The organism is Agromyces sp. NBRC 114283, assembly GCF_030268405.1.
GTDB classification, from domain to species: domain Bacteria; phylum Actinomycetota; class Actinomycetes; order Actinomycetales; family Microbacteriaceae; genus Agromyces; species Agromyces mediolanus.
The window spans coordinates 157616-176426 of the sequence record NZ_BSQP01000001.1 but is presented as its reverse complement, the minus strand read 5'-3'; the positions used below and the strand labels follow the sequence as shown (position 1 = coordinate 176426).

11 protein-coding genes are annotated in these 18811 nt (G+C 75.0%); all 11 read left to right on the top strand.

Going from position 1 to position 18811, the window contains the following annotated elements:
- The first annotated feature begins 4 nt into the window (after positions 1–4).
- Entirely contained in the window at positions 5–1354 is a 1350-nt protein-coding gene (locus QSJ60_RS00830; protein WP_285462183.1) for a DUF418 domain-containing protein, read from the top strand.
- Positions 1351–2343, top strand: a complete 993-nt coding sequence (gene hemB, locus QSJ60_RS00825; protein WP_285462182.1) for a porphobilinogen synthase — start codon at positions 1351–1353, stop codon at positions 2341–2343. The genes QSJ60_RS00830 and hemB overlap by 4 nt, the downstream gene beginning before the upstream one ends.
- The gene (hemL, locus tag QSJ60_RS00820; RefSeq protein WP_285462181.1) at positions 2340–3716 is read left to right on the top strand and encodes a glutamate-1-semialdehyde 2,1-aminomutase; all 1377 of its coding nucleotides are present in this window, start codon (positions 2340–2342) and stop codon (positions 3714–3716) included. The genes hemB and hemL overlap by 4 nt, the downstream gene beginning before the upstream one ends.
- A gap of 90 nt (positions 3717–3806) precedes the next feature.
- Positions 3807–4196 (top strand): hypothetical protein, encoded by a 390-nt coding sequence (locus QSJ60_RS00815; protein ID WP_189085196.1) that lies wholly within the window; start codon positions 3807–3809, stop codon positions 4194–4196.
- A 163-nt stretch (positions 4197–4359) separates the two neighbouring features.
- On the top strand, positions 4360–5490 hold the full coding sequence (locus QSJ60_RS00810) for a serine/threonine-protein kinase (RefSeq protein ID WP_230768679.1): 1131 nt from the start codon (positions 4360–4362) through the stop codon (positions 5488–5490).
- Positions 5490–11483 carry an Ig-like domain-containing protein gene (locus tag QSJ60_RS00805; protein WP_285462180.1) on the top strand — a complete coding sequence of 1998 codons (5994 nt, stop codon included), beginning with the start codon at positions 5490–5492 and terminating at the stop codon, positions 11481–11483. The genes QSJ60_RS00810 and QSJ60_RS00805 overlap by 1 nt, the downstream gene beginning before the upstream one ends.
- Before the next feature lie 76 nt (positions 11484–11559).
- The gene (locus QSJ60_RS00800) at positions 11560–12525 is read left to right on the top strand and encodes an AAA family ATPase (RefSeq protein ID WP_189085199.1); all 966 of its coding nucleotides are present in this window, start codon (positions 11560–11562) and stop codon (positions 12523–12525) included.
- On the top strand, positions 12522–13910 hold the full coding sequence (locus tag QSJ60_RS00795) for a DUF58 domain-containing protein (RefSeq protein WP_189085200.1): 1389 nt from the start codon (positions 12522–12524) through the stop codon (positions 13908–13910). The genes QSJ60_RS00800 and QSJ60_RS00795 overlap by 4 nt, the downstream gene beginning before the upstream one ends.
- Complete coding sequence (locus QSJ60_RS00790; protein WP_285462179.1) at positions 13907–16462, top strand: transglutaminase domain-containing protein; 2556 nt, start codon at positions 13907–13909, stop codon at positions 16460–16462. The genes QSJ60_RS00795 and QSJ60_RS00790 overlap by 4 nt, the downstream gene beginning before the upstream one ends.
- Positions 16459–17952, top strand: a complete 1494-nt coding sequence (locus QSJ60_RS00785) for a DUF5684 domain-containing protein (RefSeq protein WP_285462178.1) — start codon at positions 16459–16461, stop codon at positions 17950–17952. The genes QSJ60_RS00790 and QSJ60_RS00785 overlap by 4 nt, the downstream gene beginning before the upstream one ends.
- Complete coding sequence (locus QSJ60_RS00780) at positions 17949–18785, top strand: PP2C family protein-serine/threonine phosphatase (protein ID WP_189085203.1); 837 nt, start codon at positions 17949–17951, stop codon at positions 18783–18785. The genes QSJ60_RS00785 and QSJ60_RS00780 overlap by 4 nt, the downstream gene beginning before the upstream one ends.
- Positions 18786–18811 lie beyond the last annotated feature (26 nt).

Genomic DNA, 18811 nt, shown 5'->3' with positions numbered 1-18811 from the left:
GCTCATGACTTCGAGCGGGACCGGCGAGCGCACCGTCGACGACGGCTCCCACGGCACGCGCGCGGCCCGCATCGTCGGCATCGACTACGCGCGCTTCCTCGCCCTCGCCGGCATGATGGCCACCCATCTCTGGACCTGGCAGCCCGACGGCGGCACGCCCGCGCTCTCCGCCGCGCTGCAGGGCAAGGCCGCCGCGCTCTTCGCCGTGCTCGCCGGCGTCGGCATCGCGCTGTCCACGCGCCGAGCCGTCGCTGAGGGGCGGCTGGCGTCGGCACGCTGGGCGGTGTTCGGCCGCGGGCTCGCCCTGCTCGTGATCGGGCTGACGCTCGGCCTGTTCCCGGGCAGCATCCTCGTCATCCTCGCCTACTACGCGCTGACGTTCTGGGCGATGATCCCGTTCCTGCGCGTGCCCAGCCGGGTGCTGCTGCCGATCGCCGTGGGCTGGGCGCTCGTCTGGCCGCCGCTGCTGCAGCTCGCCCGGGCCGAGCTCGTCGTGCCGTTCGAAGTCGGCAGCGCGAGCTGGCTCGATTTCGAGGACCCGCTTCGGCTCGTGCGGGGCCTCCTCGTCACCGGCGTGTACCCGGTCGGCACCTGGCTCGTCTACACGATGGTCGGGCTCGTGGTCGGCCGCACGGTGCTCGCCGTCGTCGCGGAGCCCGCCCGGCTCCGCGCCCTCGGCATCCGGCTCGCGGCGATCGGCGCCGGCCTCGCCGCCGTCGCCGTCTCGCTCAGCTGGCTGCTCGCGGTGGGGTTCGGCGGCCTCGAGCGTCTCGCCGAGGCCCGGCCGGAGCTCGGCGCGGCCGGCGTCGCCGAGCAGTTCCTCGCCGAGCAGTTCGGCGGACCGCCCGGCGGCAGCCTGTGGTGGCTCGCCTCGCCCGCGCCGCACACGGGCACGAGCTTCGACCTCGCGATCACCTGCGGCACCTCGCTCCTCGCGCTCGGCCTCTGCCTCGCGCTCGGCGCGAGCCTCGGGCCGCGGACGCGTCTCGTACTCGCCCCGATCGGCGCCGCGGGCGGCGCCCCGCTCACCGTCTACACGGCGCACGTGCTGGCCGCCGGGCTCGTCGACGCGCTCGCCTCGCTGGAGCCGTGGGACGACGGCATCCCCTGGCAGGTGTCGAGCCTCCAGCTCTGGCTGCTGCACGTCGCGGGCGCCCTGCTCATCGGGCTCGTGCTCGCCCTGCTCGGCCGGCGCGGGCCGCTCGAGGCCGTCGTCGCCTGGGTCGCCCGCCGCTTCGCGCGGCTCGGGAAGGGCGAGGCGGATGCCGCGGCGGCGGCGCCGAGCGGCGATGCCCCGCCAGGCGACGCCCCGCCAGGCGACGTCCAGCCGGGCCCGCGTAGGCTTGACGGGTGAGCTCCGCGCCAGCCATCCGCCCCCGTCGTCTGCGGCAGAGTCCCGCGCTCCGCCGCCTCGTCTCCGAGACCCGGCTGCACCCCGCCGACCTCGTGCTGCCGATCTTCGTCCGCGAGGGCGTGTCCGAGGCCGTGCCGATCGCCTCCATGCCCGGCGTCGTGCAGCACTCCCTCGAGAGCGTCAAGGGCGCCGTCGCCGAGGCGGCCGAGGCCGGCGTCGGCGGCGTCATGCTGTTCGGCGTCCCCGAGACCCGTGACGCGATCGGCTCGGGCGCGACCGACGCCGACGGCATCCTGAACGTCGCGACCCGTATCGTGCGCGAGGAGGCCGGCGACGCGCTCGTCGTGCAGACCGACCTCTGCCTCGACGAGTTCACCGACCACGGCCACTGCGGTGTGCTCGACCCCTCCGGCGCCGTCGACAACGACGCCACCCTCGACCGCTACCGCGAGATGGCGCTCGTGCAGGCCGCCTCCGGCTCCCAGCTGCTCGGGCTCTCCGGCATGATGGACGGCCAGGTCGCCGCCGTGCGGCACACGCTCGACGCCGCCGGCTTCGCCGACACCGCGATCCTCGCCTACTCCGCCAAGTACGCCTCGGCGTTCTACGGGCCCTTCCGCGACGCCGTCGAGTCGACGCTCGAGGGCGACCGGCGCAGCTACCAGCTCGACCCCGGCAACCGCCGCGAGGGCCTGCGCGAGGCGACCATCGACATCCAGGAGGGTGCCGACGTCGTCATGGTGAAGCCCGCCGGCGGCTACCTTGACGTGCTCGCCGACGTCGCCGCCGTCTCGGAGGTGCCGGTCTGGGCGTACCAGGTGTCCGGCGAGTACGCGATGATCGAGGCCGCCGCCATGCACGGCTGGATCGACCGCCGCCGCGCGATCATCGAGTCCGTGCGCTCCATCCGCCGCGCGGGCGCCGACGCCGTGCTCACGTACTGGGCGAGCGAGCTCGCCACCTGGATCCGGAACGGGGACGAGGCATGAGCGCCCTTCGACGAGCTCAGGGAACCAGCGGAGCTCAGGGAACCAGCGGAGCTCAGGGAACCAACGCCGAGCTGTTCGCGCGCGCGCAGGCCGCCATCCCCGGCGGGGTGAACTCGCCCGTGCGCGCCTTCCGCTCCGTCGGCGGTACGCCCCGCTTCCTCGTCTCCGCCCGCGGGCCGTACGTCACCGACGCCGAGGGCCGCGAGTACGTCGACCTCGTCGCCGGCTGGGGCCCCGCCATCCTCGGCCACGCCGACCCGCGCGTCGTCGAGGCGGTGCAGGCGGCCGCTGCCCGAGGCCTCTCGTTCGGCTCCTCGACGCCCGCCGAGACGGAGCTCGCCGAGCTCGTCGAGGCCCGCGTCGCCCCCGTCGAGCAGCTGCGGCTCGTGTCCACCGGCACCGAGGCCACCATGAGCGCCATCCGCCTCGCCCGCGGGGCGACCGGCCGCGACGTGCTCGTGAAGTTCGCCGGGCACTACCACGGCCACTCCGACGGCCTGCTCGCCGAGGCCGGCTCTGGCCTCGCGACCTTCGCGCTGCCCGGCTCCGCCGGCGTACCCGCCGATATCGCCGCGCTCACGCTCGTCGTGCCCTACAACGACCTCGACGCGCTCGCCGCGGTCTTCGCCGAGCACGGCGAGCGCATCGCCGCCGTCATCGTCGAGGCCTCGGCCGCGAATATGGGCGTCGTGCCGCCGCGGCCCGGCTTCAACCGGGCGCTCGTGGAGCTCGCGCACGCGCACGGCGCGCTCGTCATCAGCGACGAGGTGCTCACCGGCTTCCGCGTATCCGAGGCCGGCTGGTGGGGACTCGAGGCGCGCTCGGCCGACACGGCCTACACGCCCGACCTCATGACCTTCGGCAAGGTCATCGGCGGCGGGATGCCGGTGGCCGCCCTCGGCGGTCGCGCCGAGCTCATGCAGCAGCTCGCGCCGCTCGGCCCGGTCTACCAGGCGGGCACCCTCTCGGGGAACCCGGTCGCCGTGGCTGCGGGCATCGCCACGCTCCGCGCCGCCGACGCCGAGGTGTACGGGCGGCTCGACGCCACGGCCGCGACGATCTCGACCGCCGTCTCCGAGGCGCTCGCCGCCGAAGGGGTCGCCCACGCGGTGCAGCGGGCCGGCAACCTGTTCAGCTTCGTCTTCGGCGAGGAGCTCGCGGGTGGCGCCCACGACTACGCGACCGTGCAGCGGCAGGAGTCGTGGCGCTACGCCCCGTTCTTCCACGCCATGCTCGACGCCGGGGTCTCGCTGCCGCCGAGCGTCTTCGAGGCGTGGTTCGTCACCGCCGCGCACGACGAGGCGGCGATCGGCCGCATCCTCGACGCGCTGCCCGCCGCGGCGCGCGCCGCGGCATCCGCCCGCCCCGCCTGAGCCGCCTGCGCCCGACCGACCGCCGCCCCTGCAGAACTCCGCGCCGGAGTATTCCTGAATTGTCGGTGGTGATCGGGCAGGATGGAGGGCATGGCGAAGCTCCGCGTGCACAGCGACCGCGTCGAGGTGCAGCTCACCGCGACTGAGAAGTCGCTCGCGCTGCGCGGAGACGACATCGTCGTGCAGCAGGGCGACATCCGTTCGGCCATCATCACCGACGACCCGTGGATCTGGATCCGGGGCATCCGCCGCCGCGGCACCGAGGTCCCGCTCGTCGTGGCGGTCGGCGTGTGGAAGTACCACGGCGGCAGCGACTTCGTCATCGTCAAGGGCAAGCGCCAGGCGGTCGTGCTCGAGCTGTCCGGCGGCGAGTTCGCCCGGCTCATCGTGTCGACGAACCACGCCGCGCAGCTCATCGACTCGCTGCGGCTCACCGCCGCCTCCGACGTCGAGGCGGAGTCGGCCGGCGCGGGCGAGTAACCCCGGGTTCGTCACCCGAGCGCGGGTCATCTAGGATGACTCGCGGACGCCGGAGGCAGGCGTCCGCGGGATCCGGGGGCCGCGACGACGGCGGCCGGACTCGGAGAACGGAACGGGGTGCGCCTGTCGGCGGTCCGATGACGAGCTGGCAGGGAGGGGCCGCGTGGCGAAGCGATTGCCCTCTGCGCCGCCCGTGCTCGCGGGCTACAGCTACGTGCGCCCGCTCGGCACCGGCGGCTTCGCCGACGTCTTCCTCTACGAGCAGGACCTGCCGCGCCGCGTCACCGCGGTGAAGGTGCTGCTCGCCGACGTCGTCGACGCGGAGGCGCGCCGCTCGTTCACGGTCGAGGCCGACGCGATGGCCAGGCTGAGCGCCCACCCCTCGATCGTGACCATCCATCAGGCCTCGATCTCCGCAGACGGCCGCCCGTACCTCGTGATGGAGTACTGCCCCGACTCACTCGGCGCGAAGGCCAAGCGCGGCCCGATGCCCTACGACGAGGTGCTCGACATCGGCGTGCGGATGGCGGGCGCCCTCGAGACCGCGCACCGCACCGGCCTGCTGCACCGTGACATCAAGCCCAGCAACCTGCTGCTGAACTCGCTCGGCGCGCCCGTGCTCGCCGACTTCGGCATCGCCGCGGCGATCGGCGACGGGCAGGGCGAGGCGTTCGCCATGTCGATCCCCTGGAGCGCGCCGGAGGTGCTCGGCGAGCAGACCACCGGCACCGTCGCCTCCGAGATCTGGGGGCTCGGCGCGACCCTCTACACGCTGCTCGCGGGGCACAGCCCCTTCGAGTTGCCCGATCGCGCCCGCAACACGGTTGACCAGCTCTCCCGTCGAGTGCTCTCGGCGAGGTACACGCCGCTCTCCCCGCGCGGCGTGCCGCCCCGCATCGACGCGGTGCTCGCGACGGCGATGCAGCGCGACCCCTCGCGTCGCTACGCCTCGATGAGCGAGTTCGGCGAGCAGCTGCGCTGGGCGCAGTACGAGCTCGGCCTCACCCCGACGACGCTCGAGGTCGCCGCGACGGAGTGGGCCGCCGCCGCACCCATCGACTTCGCGGACGCCTCGAGCCGCGGCCCGGTGATCTCGACGGTGAAGCCCGAGGGCCGCCTCGCCGCGCGCACCGCCTCCGCCGCGACGCCGCGCGGCCGCATCGTCGACGACGGCGGGCTCGCCGCGGCGCCGGCGCGGAACGGATGGCTGAAGCCGACGCTCATCGGCGTGGGCGCCGGGCTCGGCGTCCTCATCGCCGGCGCCGTGGCGATGAACCTCGCGGGAGTGCTCTGATGGCGGCCGCAGCACGCGAGCGCAGCGGGCGTCGACCGTCGCGCAGCGCGATCATCGGCGCCGTGGCGGGCGTGGCCGCCGTCGCGACCGTGGTCACCCTCGCGGTGACGGCGAACGGCTACGAGGCCCAGCAGGTGCCCCGGCTCGAGACCTCCGTGTGGGTGAGCCGTGACGCCGGCCAGTACGCTCGGGTCAACACCGACCTCGCCGAGATCGACGTCGTCCGCGACGTCGACGACCCGAGCGCGATCGTGCAGTCCGGCGCGCGCGCCTCCGTCTACAGCCAGGGGCTCGGGCAGCGCTGGCAGGTGAACGTCGCCGACCCCGTCGACCTCGTCGGCGCCGACGGCGTGGGCGGCACGCCGACCCCCGTCGGCACGCGCGAGGTGCAGTCGGCCGGCGACTGGATCGCCTACCGCACCGACACCGGGACCGTGCACGTCGGCCGGGTCGAGAGCGACCAGGCGGTGCCGGTCGACCCGTTCGCGGGCGAGGAGGGCGACACCGACGAGACGTACGCCGCCAACGCGATCGGCATCTCCCCGAACGGCCTGCTCGTCATGTACTCGGCGCGCGAGGGCGCGGTGCGCAGCTACGACGCGGAGAGCGGTCGCTTCGGCGACGCGGTGTCGATCGAGGCGCCGCCCGCCGCGGACGCCGGGGTCCAGCTCGCCGTGATCGGCGAGCACTGGCTGCTCGTCGACGCCGCGGACGGTCGCACGTGGCGCGAGGGCGGCGGCGCCCCGACGACGCTCGACGTCGGAGCCGACGCGCTGCTGCAGCAGAGCGCGGCGTCGGGCGACGCGGCGTTCCTCGCGGACTCCGACGGACTCGTCTCGATCCCTCTCGACGGCGGGGAGCCCGAGCGCGTCGCCGCCGACGGCGGCGTGCCGGCCAGGCCCGTCGTGGCCGACGGCGGTGTGGTCGCGGCGTGGCTCGCGCCGGGCGGCGGCACCGCCTGGTTCGGCGACACCGGTGAGTCGGTGGCCCTCGGCATGCCGTCGGGCGAGATCGATGCGGCCGCCTCGCTCTCGCCGGTGCTGCGCACGAACGGCGACCGCGCGGTGCTGAACGAGACGACGAGCGGGCTGCTCTGGACGCTCCCCGACGGCCGGCTCGTGCCGCTCGAGCAGTGGGACCTCGACGACGAGGTCGAGGACAAGGTCGGCACCCAGCAGGTGGAGGACCTCGCGAGGCAGGAACCGCCCGTCGCGGTCGCGGACTCCTTCGGCGTGCGCGCGGGCCAGCAGGTCGAGCTGCCCGTGCTGCTCAACGACCACGACCCGAACTCGAAGGACGTGCTGACGGTCGATCGCGCCTCCATGGCGGGCGGGCTCGCGGACCCGGGCTTCGGCGAGCTCTCGCTCGTCGCGAACGACCAGACGCCGACCGTGCGGGTGCGGGCGACGAGCGGCTCGACCACCTTCAGCTACGCCGTCACCGACGGGCAGGCGAGCTCCGCCCCCGTGACCGTGACGCTCACCGTGGTCCCCGACGACCAGAACTCGGCGCCCGTCTGGTGCGGCGTGGAGGCCTGCGTGCAGGAGTGGCCGTCGCCGCAGCTCATGCCCGGCGGGACCGCGATCGTCGACGTGCTGTCCGGCTGGGTCGACCCGGAGGGCGACGCCTTCGTGCTCGCCGGCGCCGAGCCGCTCGACCCGTCCGCGCCGGTCACGGTCGTCCCGATGGGCGACGGCCGCGTCGCCATCCGCCACACCGACCCGAACGCCGCGGGCACGACGGTCCCGGTGAAGATCACCATCGCCGACGTCCACGGCGCGAGCGCCGACGCGACCCTCGACCTCCGGGTGTCCGCCAACGCCGGCCTCGACGTCGCGCCGGTCGCCGTGACCGCCGGAGCCGGACGCACCACGATCGTCCCGATCGCCGACCACGCCTCGGGCGGCTCGGGCTCGCTGCGGCTCCTCGACGCGGTGCCGACGGCCTCCGCGGAGGGCGCCGGGCTCGAGGTCGTGCCGAACGCGGCCGCCGGCCAGGTCGAGCTCCGCGCCGCCGAGCCGGGCGCCTACACCGCCACCTACACGGTGCAGGACCTCGTGACGCGTGCCGAGCAGTCCGCGACCATCCGGGTCACCGTGGCCGCCGCCGGCGCGCCGATCGCGATCGCCCCGATGACCGCGTTCGTCCGGCAGGGCGAGGACTCCATGGTCGACGTGCTCGGCGCCGTGCAGAACACCGGCGGCCGGGTGCTCATGGTCACGGAGGCCGTCTCGGTCTCGCCCGAGCTCAACATCGGCCTCGTCGGCCAGTCCCAGGTGCGCGTCGCGGGGTCGACCCAGGACGGTCAGCCCGGGCTCGTCGGGCGCGCCAGGGTCACCGTCTCGGACGGCGCCGGCGGCACGGCGGTCGGCGACCTCAGCGTGTTCCTCGTCGCCGCCTCCGCCGGGCTCAGCCCGATCGCGATGCCGGACACGGTCACGATGCGGGCGGGGGAGCTCGTCAGCATCCCCGTCACCGCGAACGATGTGAGCCCCAGGGCCGAGCGCCTCGTCGTGCACCCCGAGGTGACCGGTTCCGGCACCGAGGGTGAGCTCGTCTTCGCATCCGGCAGCAGCGTCCGCTACCTCGCCCCGAAGACGCCGGGCACGTACGAGCTCGGCTACGCGGTCGGCCTCGAGCAGGCGCCCGACCGGCTCGACCACTCGACCGTGACGGTCACGGTGCTCCCGGACGGCGCGAACCGCGCGCCGCAGCCCCGCTCGCTCGTCGCGCGCGTGCTCAGCGGTCAGAGCGTGTCGATCCCCGTGCCGGCCGCGGGCATGGACCCCGACGGCGACCGCACCCGCCTCGTGTCGGTCACCCAGCCGGGCAAGGGCCTCGGCGTCGCCACGATCTCGGCCGAGGGCGACGCGATCGTGTACACGGCCCCCGCCGACGGCACCGGCGACACCCAGCCGAACTTCGAGTACACCGTGCGCGACGCCTCGGGCGCGACCGGCAGCGCCGCCGTGCGCGTCGGCGTGCTGAGCGCCGCCGTGAGCGATGCCGCCCCGGTCACCTTCAGCGACTACGTGCGGGTGCAGCGCTCCTCCGACTCGCCGGTGACGATCGATCCCGCCGGCAACGACCTCGACCCCGCGCAGGGCGCGCTCCGCCTGGTGAAGCTCGTGCCGAACGCCCCCGAGGGCACCGCGGAGTACGAGCGGCTCCTCGCCCTCATCGACGACCGGACCTCGCTCGCCGACCGCCGCGTCGTGCTGCGCGCCGGCGACGTGGTCGGCACCAACTCCTACCGCTACACGGTGGCCTCCGAGCGCACCTCCTCGACGGCCGAGGGGCTCGTCGTGGTGAACGTCACCGAGGCCGCCTCGACCGATGTGCCCGTCGTCCGGGACACCGTCGTCACCGCGCGCTCCCGGCTCGAGCTCGCCGACCGCGGGCTCGACGTCGTCAGCGGCCGGGTGGTCTGGGCCTCCGGCGACCCGGCGGAGCTGAAGCTCGAGCTCTGGGGCGACGGCCCCGCCGCCGCCGGCTTCTCGGTGCAGGGCCACCGCATCCGCGGTCAGCTCCCCGACGAGGGCGCGCTCGTGCCATTCCGGTTGAGCGGCACGAACTCCGCGGGCGGCGAGGTCGAGGCGTTCGGCTTCCTCGTGGTCCCGGCCGCCGACGAGCTCCGGGTGCAGCTGCGCGGCGACGTCAGCCCCGTCGAGGTGAAGGAGGAGGCGTCGAAGACCTTCGACGTCCAGAAGCTCCTCGACCTCCAGTCGGGTGATCGGGTCGAGCTGGCGGGCGACGGCGAGTACCCCGTGCAACGCGACGCGGCGAGCTGCGTCCCCGCGGGCGGCACCGGGGCGGAGTACCGGGCCGGTGCCGGCTCGCCGTGGTCCGACCTCTGCCTCATCGGGGTCCGGCTCCCGGGGCAGCAGCAGTGGTCGCAGGTCGCCGTGCCGATCAGCGTCATCCCGAAGGACCCGCAGGCCATCCTCTCGGCCGTGTCGCGCACGGTCCCGCCCGGCGCGAGCGAGACGGTGCGGCTCTACGAGGAGATGACGAGCTGGGAGGGCGGTCGCGAGGGCGACCGCGGCAAGCTCGACTACGCGGTCACCTACCAGGGCGCCGCCTTCACCGTCACCCAGCAGGGCGCGACCGTGACGGCCGAGGCTCGGGCGGATGCCCGGCCGGGCACCCGCGAGACCGTCACCGTGGGCGTGAGCGCCTTCGGCGGGCTGACCTCCGCGATCACGCTCGTCGTCGGTCAGGCCCCGGCGGACCAGCCGCGGGGCGCGGTCTTCACGCAGCAGTGCTCGGTGGGGCAGGGCAGCTCCTGCTCGATCCCCGTCGTGGGCGTCTCCGGCGAGTACGACCCGTTCTCGGGCAAGGCCGGCTCCGGTCTGAAGCTGCGCTCGCTGGGCGCCACCGCGTGCCCCGTCGCGAGCATCGGGATGCAGGGCGACACCGCCGTCACGGTGACCTGGCCGAGCGGGCAGAACGCCTACGGCGGTCAGTGCGTCGTGCCGTTCACCGTCGCCGACGCCCAGGGGCGCACCGGCGAGGGACGGCTCACCGTCGACCTGCTCGGCCTGCCGCAGGCGCCCGCGTCGATCGTCACGGCCGACTACACGAAGGACTCCGTGACGATGGAGGTCTCGCTCGGCGAGGCGCTCCGGGCCCACCCGGAGGTCACCGGTGTCGAGATCCTCGAGGGCGGCCGCTCGGTGGGGGCCTCCTGCGGACCGGGCGCACCCGGCGTCTGGCGGTGCACCGTCGGCGGGCTCGTCCCCGGCGAGCGGCACTCCTACTCGGCCCGCGCCGTGAACAGCGTGGGGCCCTCGGCCGCCACGAACACGGTCGAGACCTGGGCCTACGAGGCGCCCTCGGTCGACGGCGTCGTCGCGACCCCCGTGTACCGCGCCGGCACGACCTCGCCGAGCGCCGGCGTGGTGCAGCTGACGATCACCTCGGACGCCGACGCCCGCTCGTTCCGCGTGCAGGAGACCGGGCAGACGATCGACCGCACGGGGGCGCAGACGAACGCCGAGCTGACCCTCGCGCCGGGCCCGCAGATGATCACCCTGGTGCCGATCAGCGTGTACACGCCGCCCACCGGGCGCGGCAACAACGAGGGCGGCCAGGCCGCCACGCCGGTCACCGTCGCCGGCGGGCCCTACCTCGAGCCGAACGCCATCCAGGCGGTCGCCACGACGAACTCCTCGATCCGCATCTCGGGCGTCGGCCTCGCGGGCAACTCGAGCGCGAAGCCGAACGAGCTCGTGTACTTCGCCTGGCGCTCCGGGGGAGAGCCGCAGTGCTCCGCCGACGGCAACGGCGGGCTCACGTACAGCGCCGGCTCGGCGCGGGTCTCGACCTCGCCGGACATCGACGGCCTCGACGAGCGCAAGCGCTACTACATCAAGGCGTGCGGCTCCAACGGCTTCGGGGTCGTCGCCTCGGGGATCGGCGAGGTGCGCGTCTACACGAGCGCGGACACGCCCACGGGCGACGCGAGCTACACCGTCGCCACCGCGCCCGCGGGCGGCGGCACCCACTTCCGCTACGAGGTCACCGGCCCGAGCCTCGCCTCGATCGAGGACTTCCACGTCGAGTACTCCTCGAGCAGCTCCGGCGGCTGGACGACGGACTTCGGCTCGGCCGTCAACGACGGGTCGAACCCGGGCCAGGTGCTCGCCCGGCAGTGCCACGACACCTGGGGCGGCCTCTACTGCTCCAACGAGATCACCGTGAGCGCGAACACTGCGCCCGCGCCCGTGTCGGTCGACTTCAGCAGCTCCTGCGTGCCCGCCCCCGCGAACCCGAGCGACGTCTCGACGGGCGAGGCCGGGGCCACCGTCACCTCGGCCGCGGCGGGCTCCGCCGTCATCCAGAACTGGGCCCCGGACCCGAACGACCCGAACAAGGCGACCTTCCGGCTCGCGTTCACCGGGGCGTTCGGCGGCCTGCAGGCGATCGACCGCACCGTCGATATCTGCCAGCCGCCAGCGCCGGACCCGGGCGAGACCGGGGGCGGCGGATGAGGCATCCGCACCGCAGCCGGGCGGAGCCCGAGCCCGCCACCCAGCCCAGCACCGATCCCCGCCGAGAGGACCACCGATGACCATCGCCCCGGAACAGGCCGCCTGGTTCCACGAGACGTTCGGACTCATCGCCGACAACGTCGAGCAGGCGCTGCTCGGCAAGCGCCACGTGATCGAGCTCGTGCTCGCGACCGCGGTGTCCGGCGGACACGTGCTGCTCGAGGACGCCCCCGGCACCGGCAAGACCGCGCTCGCCCGCGCCATCGGGCAGACGATCCACGGCACCAGCTCGCGCATCCAGTTCACGCCCGACCTGCTGCCCGGCGACGTCACCGGCATCACCGTGTTCGACCAGAAGTCCGGCGAGTTCGAGTTCCACGCCGGACCGGTGTTCGCGAACATCGTGCTCGCCGACGAGATCAACCGGGCGAGCCCGAAGACGCAGTCCGCGCTGCTCGAGGTGATGGAGGAGGGGCAGGTCACGATCGACGGCGTCACCCGCTCCGTCGGCACCCCCTTCCTCGTGCTCGCCACGCAGAACCCGATCGAGCAGGGCGGCACCTACCGCCTGCCCGAGGCGCAGCTCGACCGCTTCTCCATCAAGACCTCCATCGGGTACCCCGACGAGGCCGCGACGATGCGCATCCTGCAGGGCGTCGGCACCCCCAAGGGCGAGCTCGAGGCCATCGTCGGCACCGACACCATCGTCGCGATGACGGAGCTCTCGCGCAGCGTGTACGTCAACCCGCTCGTCTCCGACTACATCATGCGGCTCGTCGACGCCACGAGGCGCGCCTCCGAGGTGCGCCTCGGCGTGAGCGTCCGCGGCGCGATCGCCCTGTCCCGACTCGCGATGACGTGGGCGGCCGCGGCCGGCCGCAGCTACGCGACCCCCGACGACGTGCGCGAGCTCGCCGTCGCCGCCCTCGCCCACCGGCTCGTCCTCGAGCCCGAGGCCGAGTTCGACGGCGTCACGCAGAGCGCGGTCGTCAACCAGATCCTGCTCGACGTGCCGGCGCCGAGGGAGAACGGGGTGGCGTGAGCGCACCCGAACGCCTGCTCCGCGAACCCGCGGGCCACGACACCGTCACCTCGACGCGCGGCGCCAGCGTCACGCGTCGTTCGGCGACCCGTCTCGGCGGCATCACGGGCGGCGCGGTGCGGTTGCGCCGCGGCTGGCGACGCGCGGGGGATGCCGCGGGCCGGGCCGTGCGCTGGGTGCGCGAGACGGTGTCGCCCGCCGGGGTCCTGCTCGCCGTGCTCACGGTCGGCGGGGTGCTCGCGGGCTGGGCGTTCGGCTGGATGGAGGCGTGGGTCGTCGCGGCCATCGCCGGCGTGCTGCTGCTCGCGTGCGTGCCGTTCCTGCTCGGCGCGCACGACTACCGGGTGCGGCTCGAGCTCGACCGCGACCGGGTGGTCGCGGGCTCCGAGATCCGCGGCGGCCTCGACCTCGTGAACGAGGGCCGCCGGCTGGCGCTGCCCGGCGTCGTCGACCTGCCGGTCGGCACGGGGCTCGTCGAGGCCCACGTGCCGCTGCTCCGCGCCGGCGCGCACCACCACGAGGAGCTCGTCATCGCCGCGCAGCGTCGCGGCGTCATCGACATCGGACCGATGACGGTCTCGCGCGGCGACCCGCTGCGCATCCTCCGCCGCGAGCTCAGCTGGCCCGAGGTGCAGCGCGTCTACGTGCACCCCGTGACCGCGCAGCTGCCGCCCTCGAGCGCCGGACTCATCCGCGACCTCGAGGGCGCGCCGTCGAGCCAGCTCGTCGACGCCGACCTCTCCTTCCACGCGGTGCGGGAGTACGCGCCCGGCGACTCGCAGCGGCACATCCACTGGAAGGCGACCGCCCGCACGGGCACCCTCATGGTGCGCCAGTACGAGGAGTCCAGGCACGCCCGCATCGCCGTGCTGCTCGACCTCGACCTCGGCGGGTACCGCGACGAGGACGAGTTCGAGCTGGCCGTCAGCGCCGCGGCCTCCCTCGGCGTGCAGGGCGTGCGCGAGGGCCGCGACGTGCTCGTCGGCGTGAGCGCCGAGCTCGACCCGGCCGACCGCGGCAGCGTGCAGGCCATGCGCTCGCTGCCGACCGTCTCCCCCCGGGTGCTGCTCGACGCCACCTCCGCGATCGAGGGCGGCGCCGCCGAAGGGCTCGACGCCGACGTCATCCGCCTGGAGTCGCTCGCCGCGCTCGTCGCGCGCTCCTTCGCCGATCTGTCGATCGCCTACCTCGTGACGGGCGCCGAGGTGCCGACCGCCCGGCTGCGCCGGGCCGCCGTCGCCCTCCCGCCCGGCATCGCGATCGTCGCGGTCCGCTGCGAGCCGGGCGCCGAGCCGGGGCTCCGCCGCTCGCGCGAGCTCGCGGTGCTCACGATCGCCGAGCTCGCCGACCTCGGCCAGCTGCTCGCGAGAGGAGCGGCGCGATGAGCGCGCCGGAGGCGGCGCCGGCCCGCGGCCGCCGCGCCGACCGGCCCGAGCGCTTCGAGCGCGGACCGTCGCCCTTCGACGAACGGAGCCTGCTCGGGCTCGGCTACGTCGTCGTCGCCGTCGTGCTGGCGACGATCGCGGCGTGGCCGGTCTACGGCTCCCCGCGCATGATCCTCGTCGCCGCCGTGGGACTCGTGCTCGGCCTCGGGCTCGCGGTCGTCGCCCGGCTGCTGCGCTGGCGCGGCGTCGTCGGCGCCCTCCTCGTCACGGCGTTCGCCGTCGTCGGCTACGCGCTCGTCGTCGTGCCCGTGGCGATCCCCTCCGCGCTCGGCAGCCCGATGCGCATCGTCGAGGGCGTGCGCGACGGCTTCGTCGGCGTCATCGTCGGCTGGAAGCAGCTGCTCACCCTCGCGCTCCCGCTCGGCGAGTACCAGGCGGTGCTCGTGCCGTTCCTGCTCGTCATCCTGCTCGGCTCGCTCCTCGGCGGGCTGCTCGTACTGCCCGACCGCGGCTGGTCGCCACTCGCAGTGCTCGTAGGCTTCGGCATGACGGTGTTCGGCATCGTGTTCGGCTCGAGCGCCCTGAGCGCCCCGCTGCTGCTCGGGCCCGTACAGGTGCCGGCCCCGAGAGAGCTCCTGGTCGGCGTCGGCGGGCTCCTGGCGGCGGTCGGCTGGCTGCTCCTGCGCTCCCGCTCCGCACGGCGGATCGCGCTGCAGCGGGCGACGGCCGGAACGGTGCAGCGCTCCGGCCTGTCGGGCTGGGTCGCGGTGCGCCGCCGGGCCGTCGCCGGCGGCCTCGTCGCGGTCGCGCTCATCGCTGGCGCCGCCGTCGCCCCCGCCGCCGCGCAGCTGAGCGACCGCAGCGCGCTGCGCGACCGCATCGAACCCGAGCTCGCCGTACGGCAGGCGCCGTCGCCGCTGTCGGCCTACCGCTCGGCCTTCACGAGCGAGCGGATCGACGAGGCCTGGCTCGAGCTCGACGGCGACACGGCCGGCGTGGAGCGCGTCCGCATCGCGACGCTCGACGACTTCGACGGCGAGATGTTCCAGGTCGCCGCCGACCCCGACGACGCCGCCACCCGGTTCACCCGGCTGCCGCGCGCCGCGACGAAGGGGGCCGGCGACGCCGAGTTCACGCTCGCCGTCGGCGACGGCTACCGCGGCCTCTGGGTCCCGGTCCCGGGCGGGCTGATGGCGGCCCCCGACTTCTCCGGCGAGCGTGCGGTCGCGCTCGAGGACGGCTTCCACCGCTCCGCCGACGGGGCGACCTCGATCTCGATCGCGACGCTGCCGGGTTCGAGCGGCCGCGACGCTCAGCGGGGGCTCGTCGCCGGCGACCGGTACCGGGTCGTCGCGCACGCCGACGAGATCCGCGGACTCGAGACCCTCGGCAGCCCCGCCACCCAGTCCGCCATCGACGAGGAGAGCTATCCCGCGCTCACCGCCTGGGCGGAGATGCAGGCGCAGCCGCGCTCGGCCGAGGGCCTCGCGACCCTGGTGGAGCGCCTGCGCGCCCGCGGCTATCTGAGCCACGCGGCCGGCGACGGCGAGGCGGCGGCCGAGTGGATCGGGCGGATGGGTCCGGGCTACGCGTTCCTGCCGAGCTACTCCGGCCACTCGACGGCGCGGATCGAGGCGCTCTTCACACAGCTCGTCGACCAGCAGCGCCTCGCCGGAGAGCAGGCCGGCGACGCCGAGCTCGTCGCGGGCATCGGCGACGACGAGCAGTTCGCCCCCGCCGTCGCGCTCCTCGCCCGGTACCTCGGCTACGAGTCGCGGGTCGTGCTCGGGTTCCGTCTCGACTCCGCCGGAGAGGTCGACGGCGTCGAACGCTGCACCGAGGTCTGCACGGGCGGTGCGCTCGCCGCGTGGGTCGAGGTCCGTTCGGCGAACGGCGACTGGGCGACGGTCGACGTGACCCCGCAGCACGAGATCGCGCCGAGCTTCATCAAGGAGGGCGAGCAGCTGCCGCAGCACCCGACTCGCCCGGAGCGGCCCGACACAGACACTCTCGACCCGCCGCCCGCGCAGAGCGACGCGAGTGAGGCCGAGGCGGCGCCCGCCGAGGAGACCGGGCCGGATCTCTCCCTCCTCTTCGCGGTGCTCAGGTGGACGGGGATCGGACTCGCGGCGCTGCTCTGCCTCCTGCTGCCTGTCCTCGTCCTGCTCGCCGCGAAGCGGTGGCGGCGCGCCGGCCGTCGCCGCGAGCCCGCGCCGGAGGTGCGGATCGTCGGCGCATGGGACGAGCTCGTCGACCGCTACGTCGACGAGGGCGTCCTCGCGGGGGAGTCCGGCACGCGCGCGGCGACCGCCCGGGCGAGCGGCCGGCCTGCCGCGGTCGCGCTCGCGGCGCTCGTCGAGCGCGCCGTCTTCGCCGGCGACCCGCCGTCCCCGGCCGATGCGGACGCCGCGTGGGCCATCGTCGATCAGGAGACGGCGGCCCTCCGCAGCCGGGACGGCGCCCCCCGCCGTCTCGGGGTGATGCTGTCGTTCGCGTCATTCCTGCGTACAATCCGACCCGCACGTGTTCTCACGGAGGAGCCCGCCAGATGACCCCCGCCGATTCCCAGCAGTTCGCCGTCGTCATGCTCGTCATGACCCTCGTCTGGCTCCTCGTCGCGGTCGGGGTGTACGTCTGGTACGCGGCGATGCTCGCCCGGGTGTTCCAGAAGTTCGGCCTGCCCGCGTGGTCGGCCTGGGTCCCCGTCTACAACGAGATGCAGCTCTTCGGGCTCGGCGGGCAGCCGAAGTGGGCGGCCATCCTGCTCTACGTGCCGATCGTGCAGCTCGTGGGCCTGTACTTCCGCATCCTCGCCGTGCACCGCGTGACCACCCAGTGCTGGCGCGGGGTCGGCACCACCGTCGTCGGCATCCTGCTGCCCCCGGTGTGGGCGACGATGCTCGCGCTCGGCGCCGCACCCGACCCGGAGCGCGGCCGGCTGCCCAAGCCGTTCGGCACGAACACCGGCCCCTCGCCGGTCGCGCAGGGCCCGCTCGCCGTCGGCCAGCCGGGGGCCATCCCCCCGGTCGCCCCGCAGGGCTCCGCGTTCCTGCCGTCGCAGGAGCCGTTCGCGGCCGGCGGCGCCGGGCACGCGGGCGCGCCCACGCAGGCTGCAGCGCCGGCGCACGCGCCGTTCTCCGCGCCCGCGCCGGCGACGGCCCGTCCGGCTCCGGCCGCTCCGGCCGCGGCGCCGATCGTGCCGCCGAGCTTCGCGGTGCCCCCGGTCGCCCCGCCCGCGGGCGGCACGCTGCCGCCGACGGCCCAGACCGGGGCCCAGCCGGCGGCCCAGCCCGCGCCGCCGGCCGCTCCGCAGCAGCCCGCAGCCCCGCAGCAGCCCGCGGCGCCGGTCTTCGCGCCGCCCGCACCCCCGGCGCCGCAAGCCGCCGCGCCCGCGGCCCCGGCCGCGGCGCCCGCCGCCGCCCCCGCGGTTCCGGCCGCCCCGCCCGAGGAGCCCACCGCGCCGAATCGCATCGAGCCGATGCCCCCAGGACCCGCCTTCGTCGAGTCCGCCTCCGCGTTCGCGGACTCCGCCTCGATGTTCGCCGGTGCGGCCTCCGCGTTCGCGGCATCCGCCCGCGCCGAACCGGCCTTCAGCCCGCCGGCCGACGACGAGATCGCCGACGCCGCCACGATCATGGTCGCCCCCGCCGAGGAGGACCCGATCGACCGCACCGTGGTCGTCGAGCGCCGCCCGCGGATCACCTGGATCCTCGTCACCGACGAGGGCGCGCGGCTGCCCCTCGACGCCGCGCTCGTCGTGCTCGGCCGCAACCCGCGCCAGGTCGGCGAGGGCGAGCAGCGGCTCATCGTGCCCGATTCCAGCCGCACGCTCTCGAAGACGCACGCCGAGCTCCGCCGCGACGGCGAGCAGTGGACCGTCGTCGACCTCGGCTCCACGAACGGCGTGCTCGTGCCCGACCGCTTCGGCGAGGAGCAGCTGATCGACCCCGGAGTGCCGACGCCCGTCGCCGAGCGATTCGTGCTCGGCACCCTGGGGCTCCGGATCCTCCGTGGCGAGTCCGAGCGGACCGGCCCGGTATGACCGATCCCCACGCCGTGACCGTCGCGGCCGCCGTCGCCACCGACGTCGGCCTGGTCCGTCGCGCGAACGAGGACTCCGCGCTCGCCGAATGGCCCGTCTTCCTCGTCGCCGACGGGATGGGCGGCTACGAGGCCGGCGATCGGGCGAGCGCCGCGGTCGTCGAGGCGTTCCGGGTGCACGTCGCCGGACGGCCCACCGCCACGGTCGGCGCGGTCCGGGACGCGCTGACCGCCGCAGCGGACGGCGTCGCGAAGGTCGCCGCCGAGACCGACCGGGGCGCGGGCAGCACCGTGACCGGCGTGGTGCTCATCGAGGACGAGGGCGAGCCCGCCTGGCTCGTGTTCAACGTCGGCGACTCGCGGGTCTACCGTCACCACGGCACCGAGCTCGAACAGCTCACCGTCGACCACTCCCTCGGTCAGGAGCTCATCGACCGCGGCGCGATGCGCCGGGAGGACCTCGCGAGCTTCGACCGCCGCAACGTCATCACCCGCGCGATCGGGGCACCGGACAGCACCGCGGACAGCTGGCTGCTCCCGGTCGTGAACGGCGAACGGCTGCTGCTCTGCTCCGACGGGCTCACCGCCGAAGTGAGCGACGAGGGCATCCGCGCGACGCTCACCATGAGCGGCCGGCCGGAGTCCGCGGCGCAGGCGCTCGTGCAGCGCGCCCGGCAGGCGGGCGGGCGCGACAACATCACCGTCGTCGTCGTCGATGTGATCTCCGGCGGCATCGAGGAGCTCGGCGACGGCACCACCTCGATCCGACCCGCGGCGGATGGCGAGGAGGCCGACGACCACACGACGATCCCGGTGCGTCGGGCGGCCTCGTGAACGAGGAACACGGGCGGGGCGAGCCG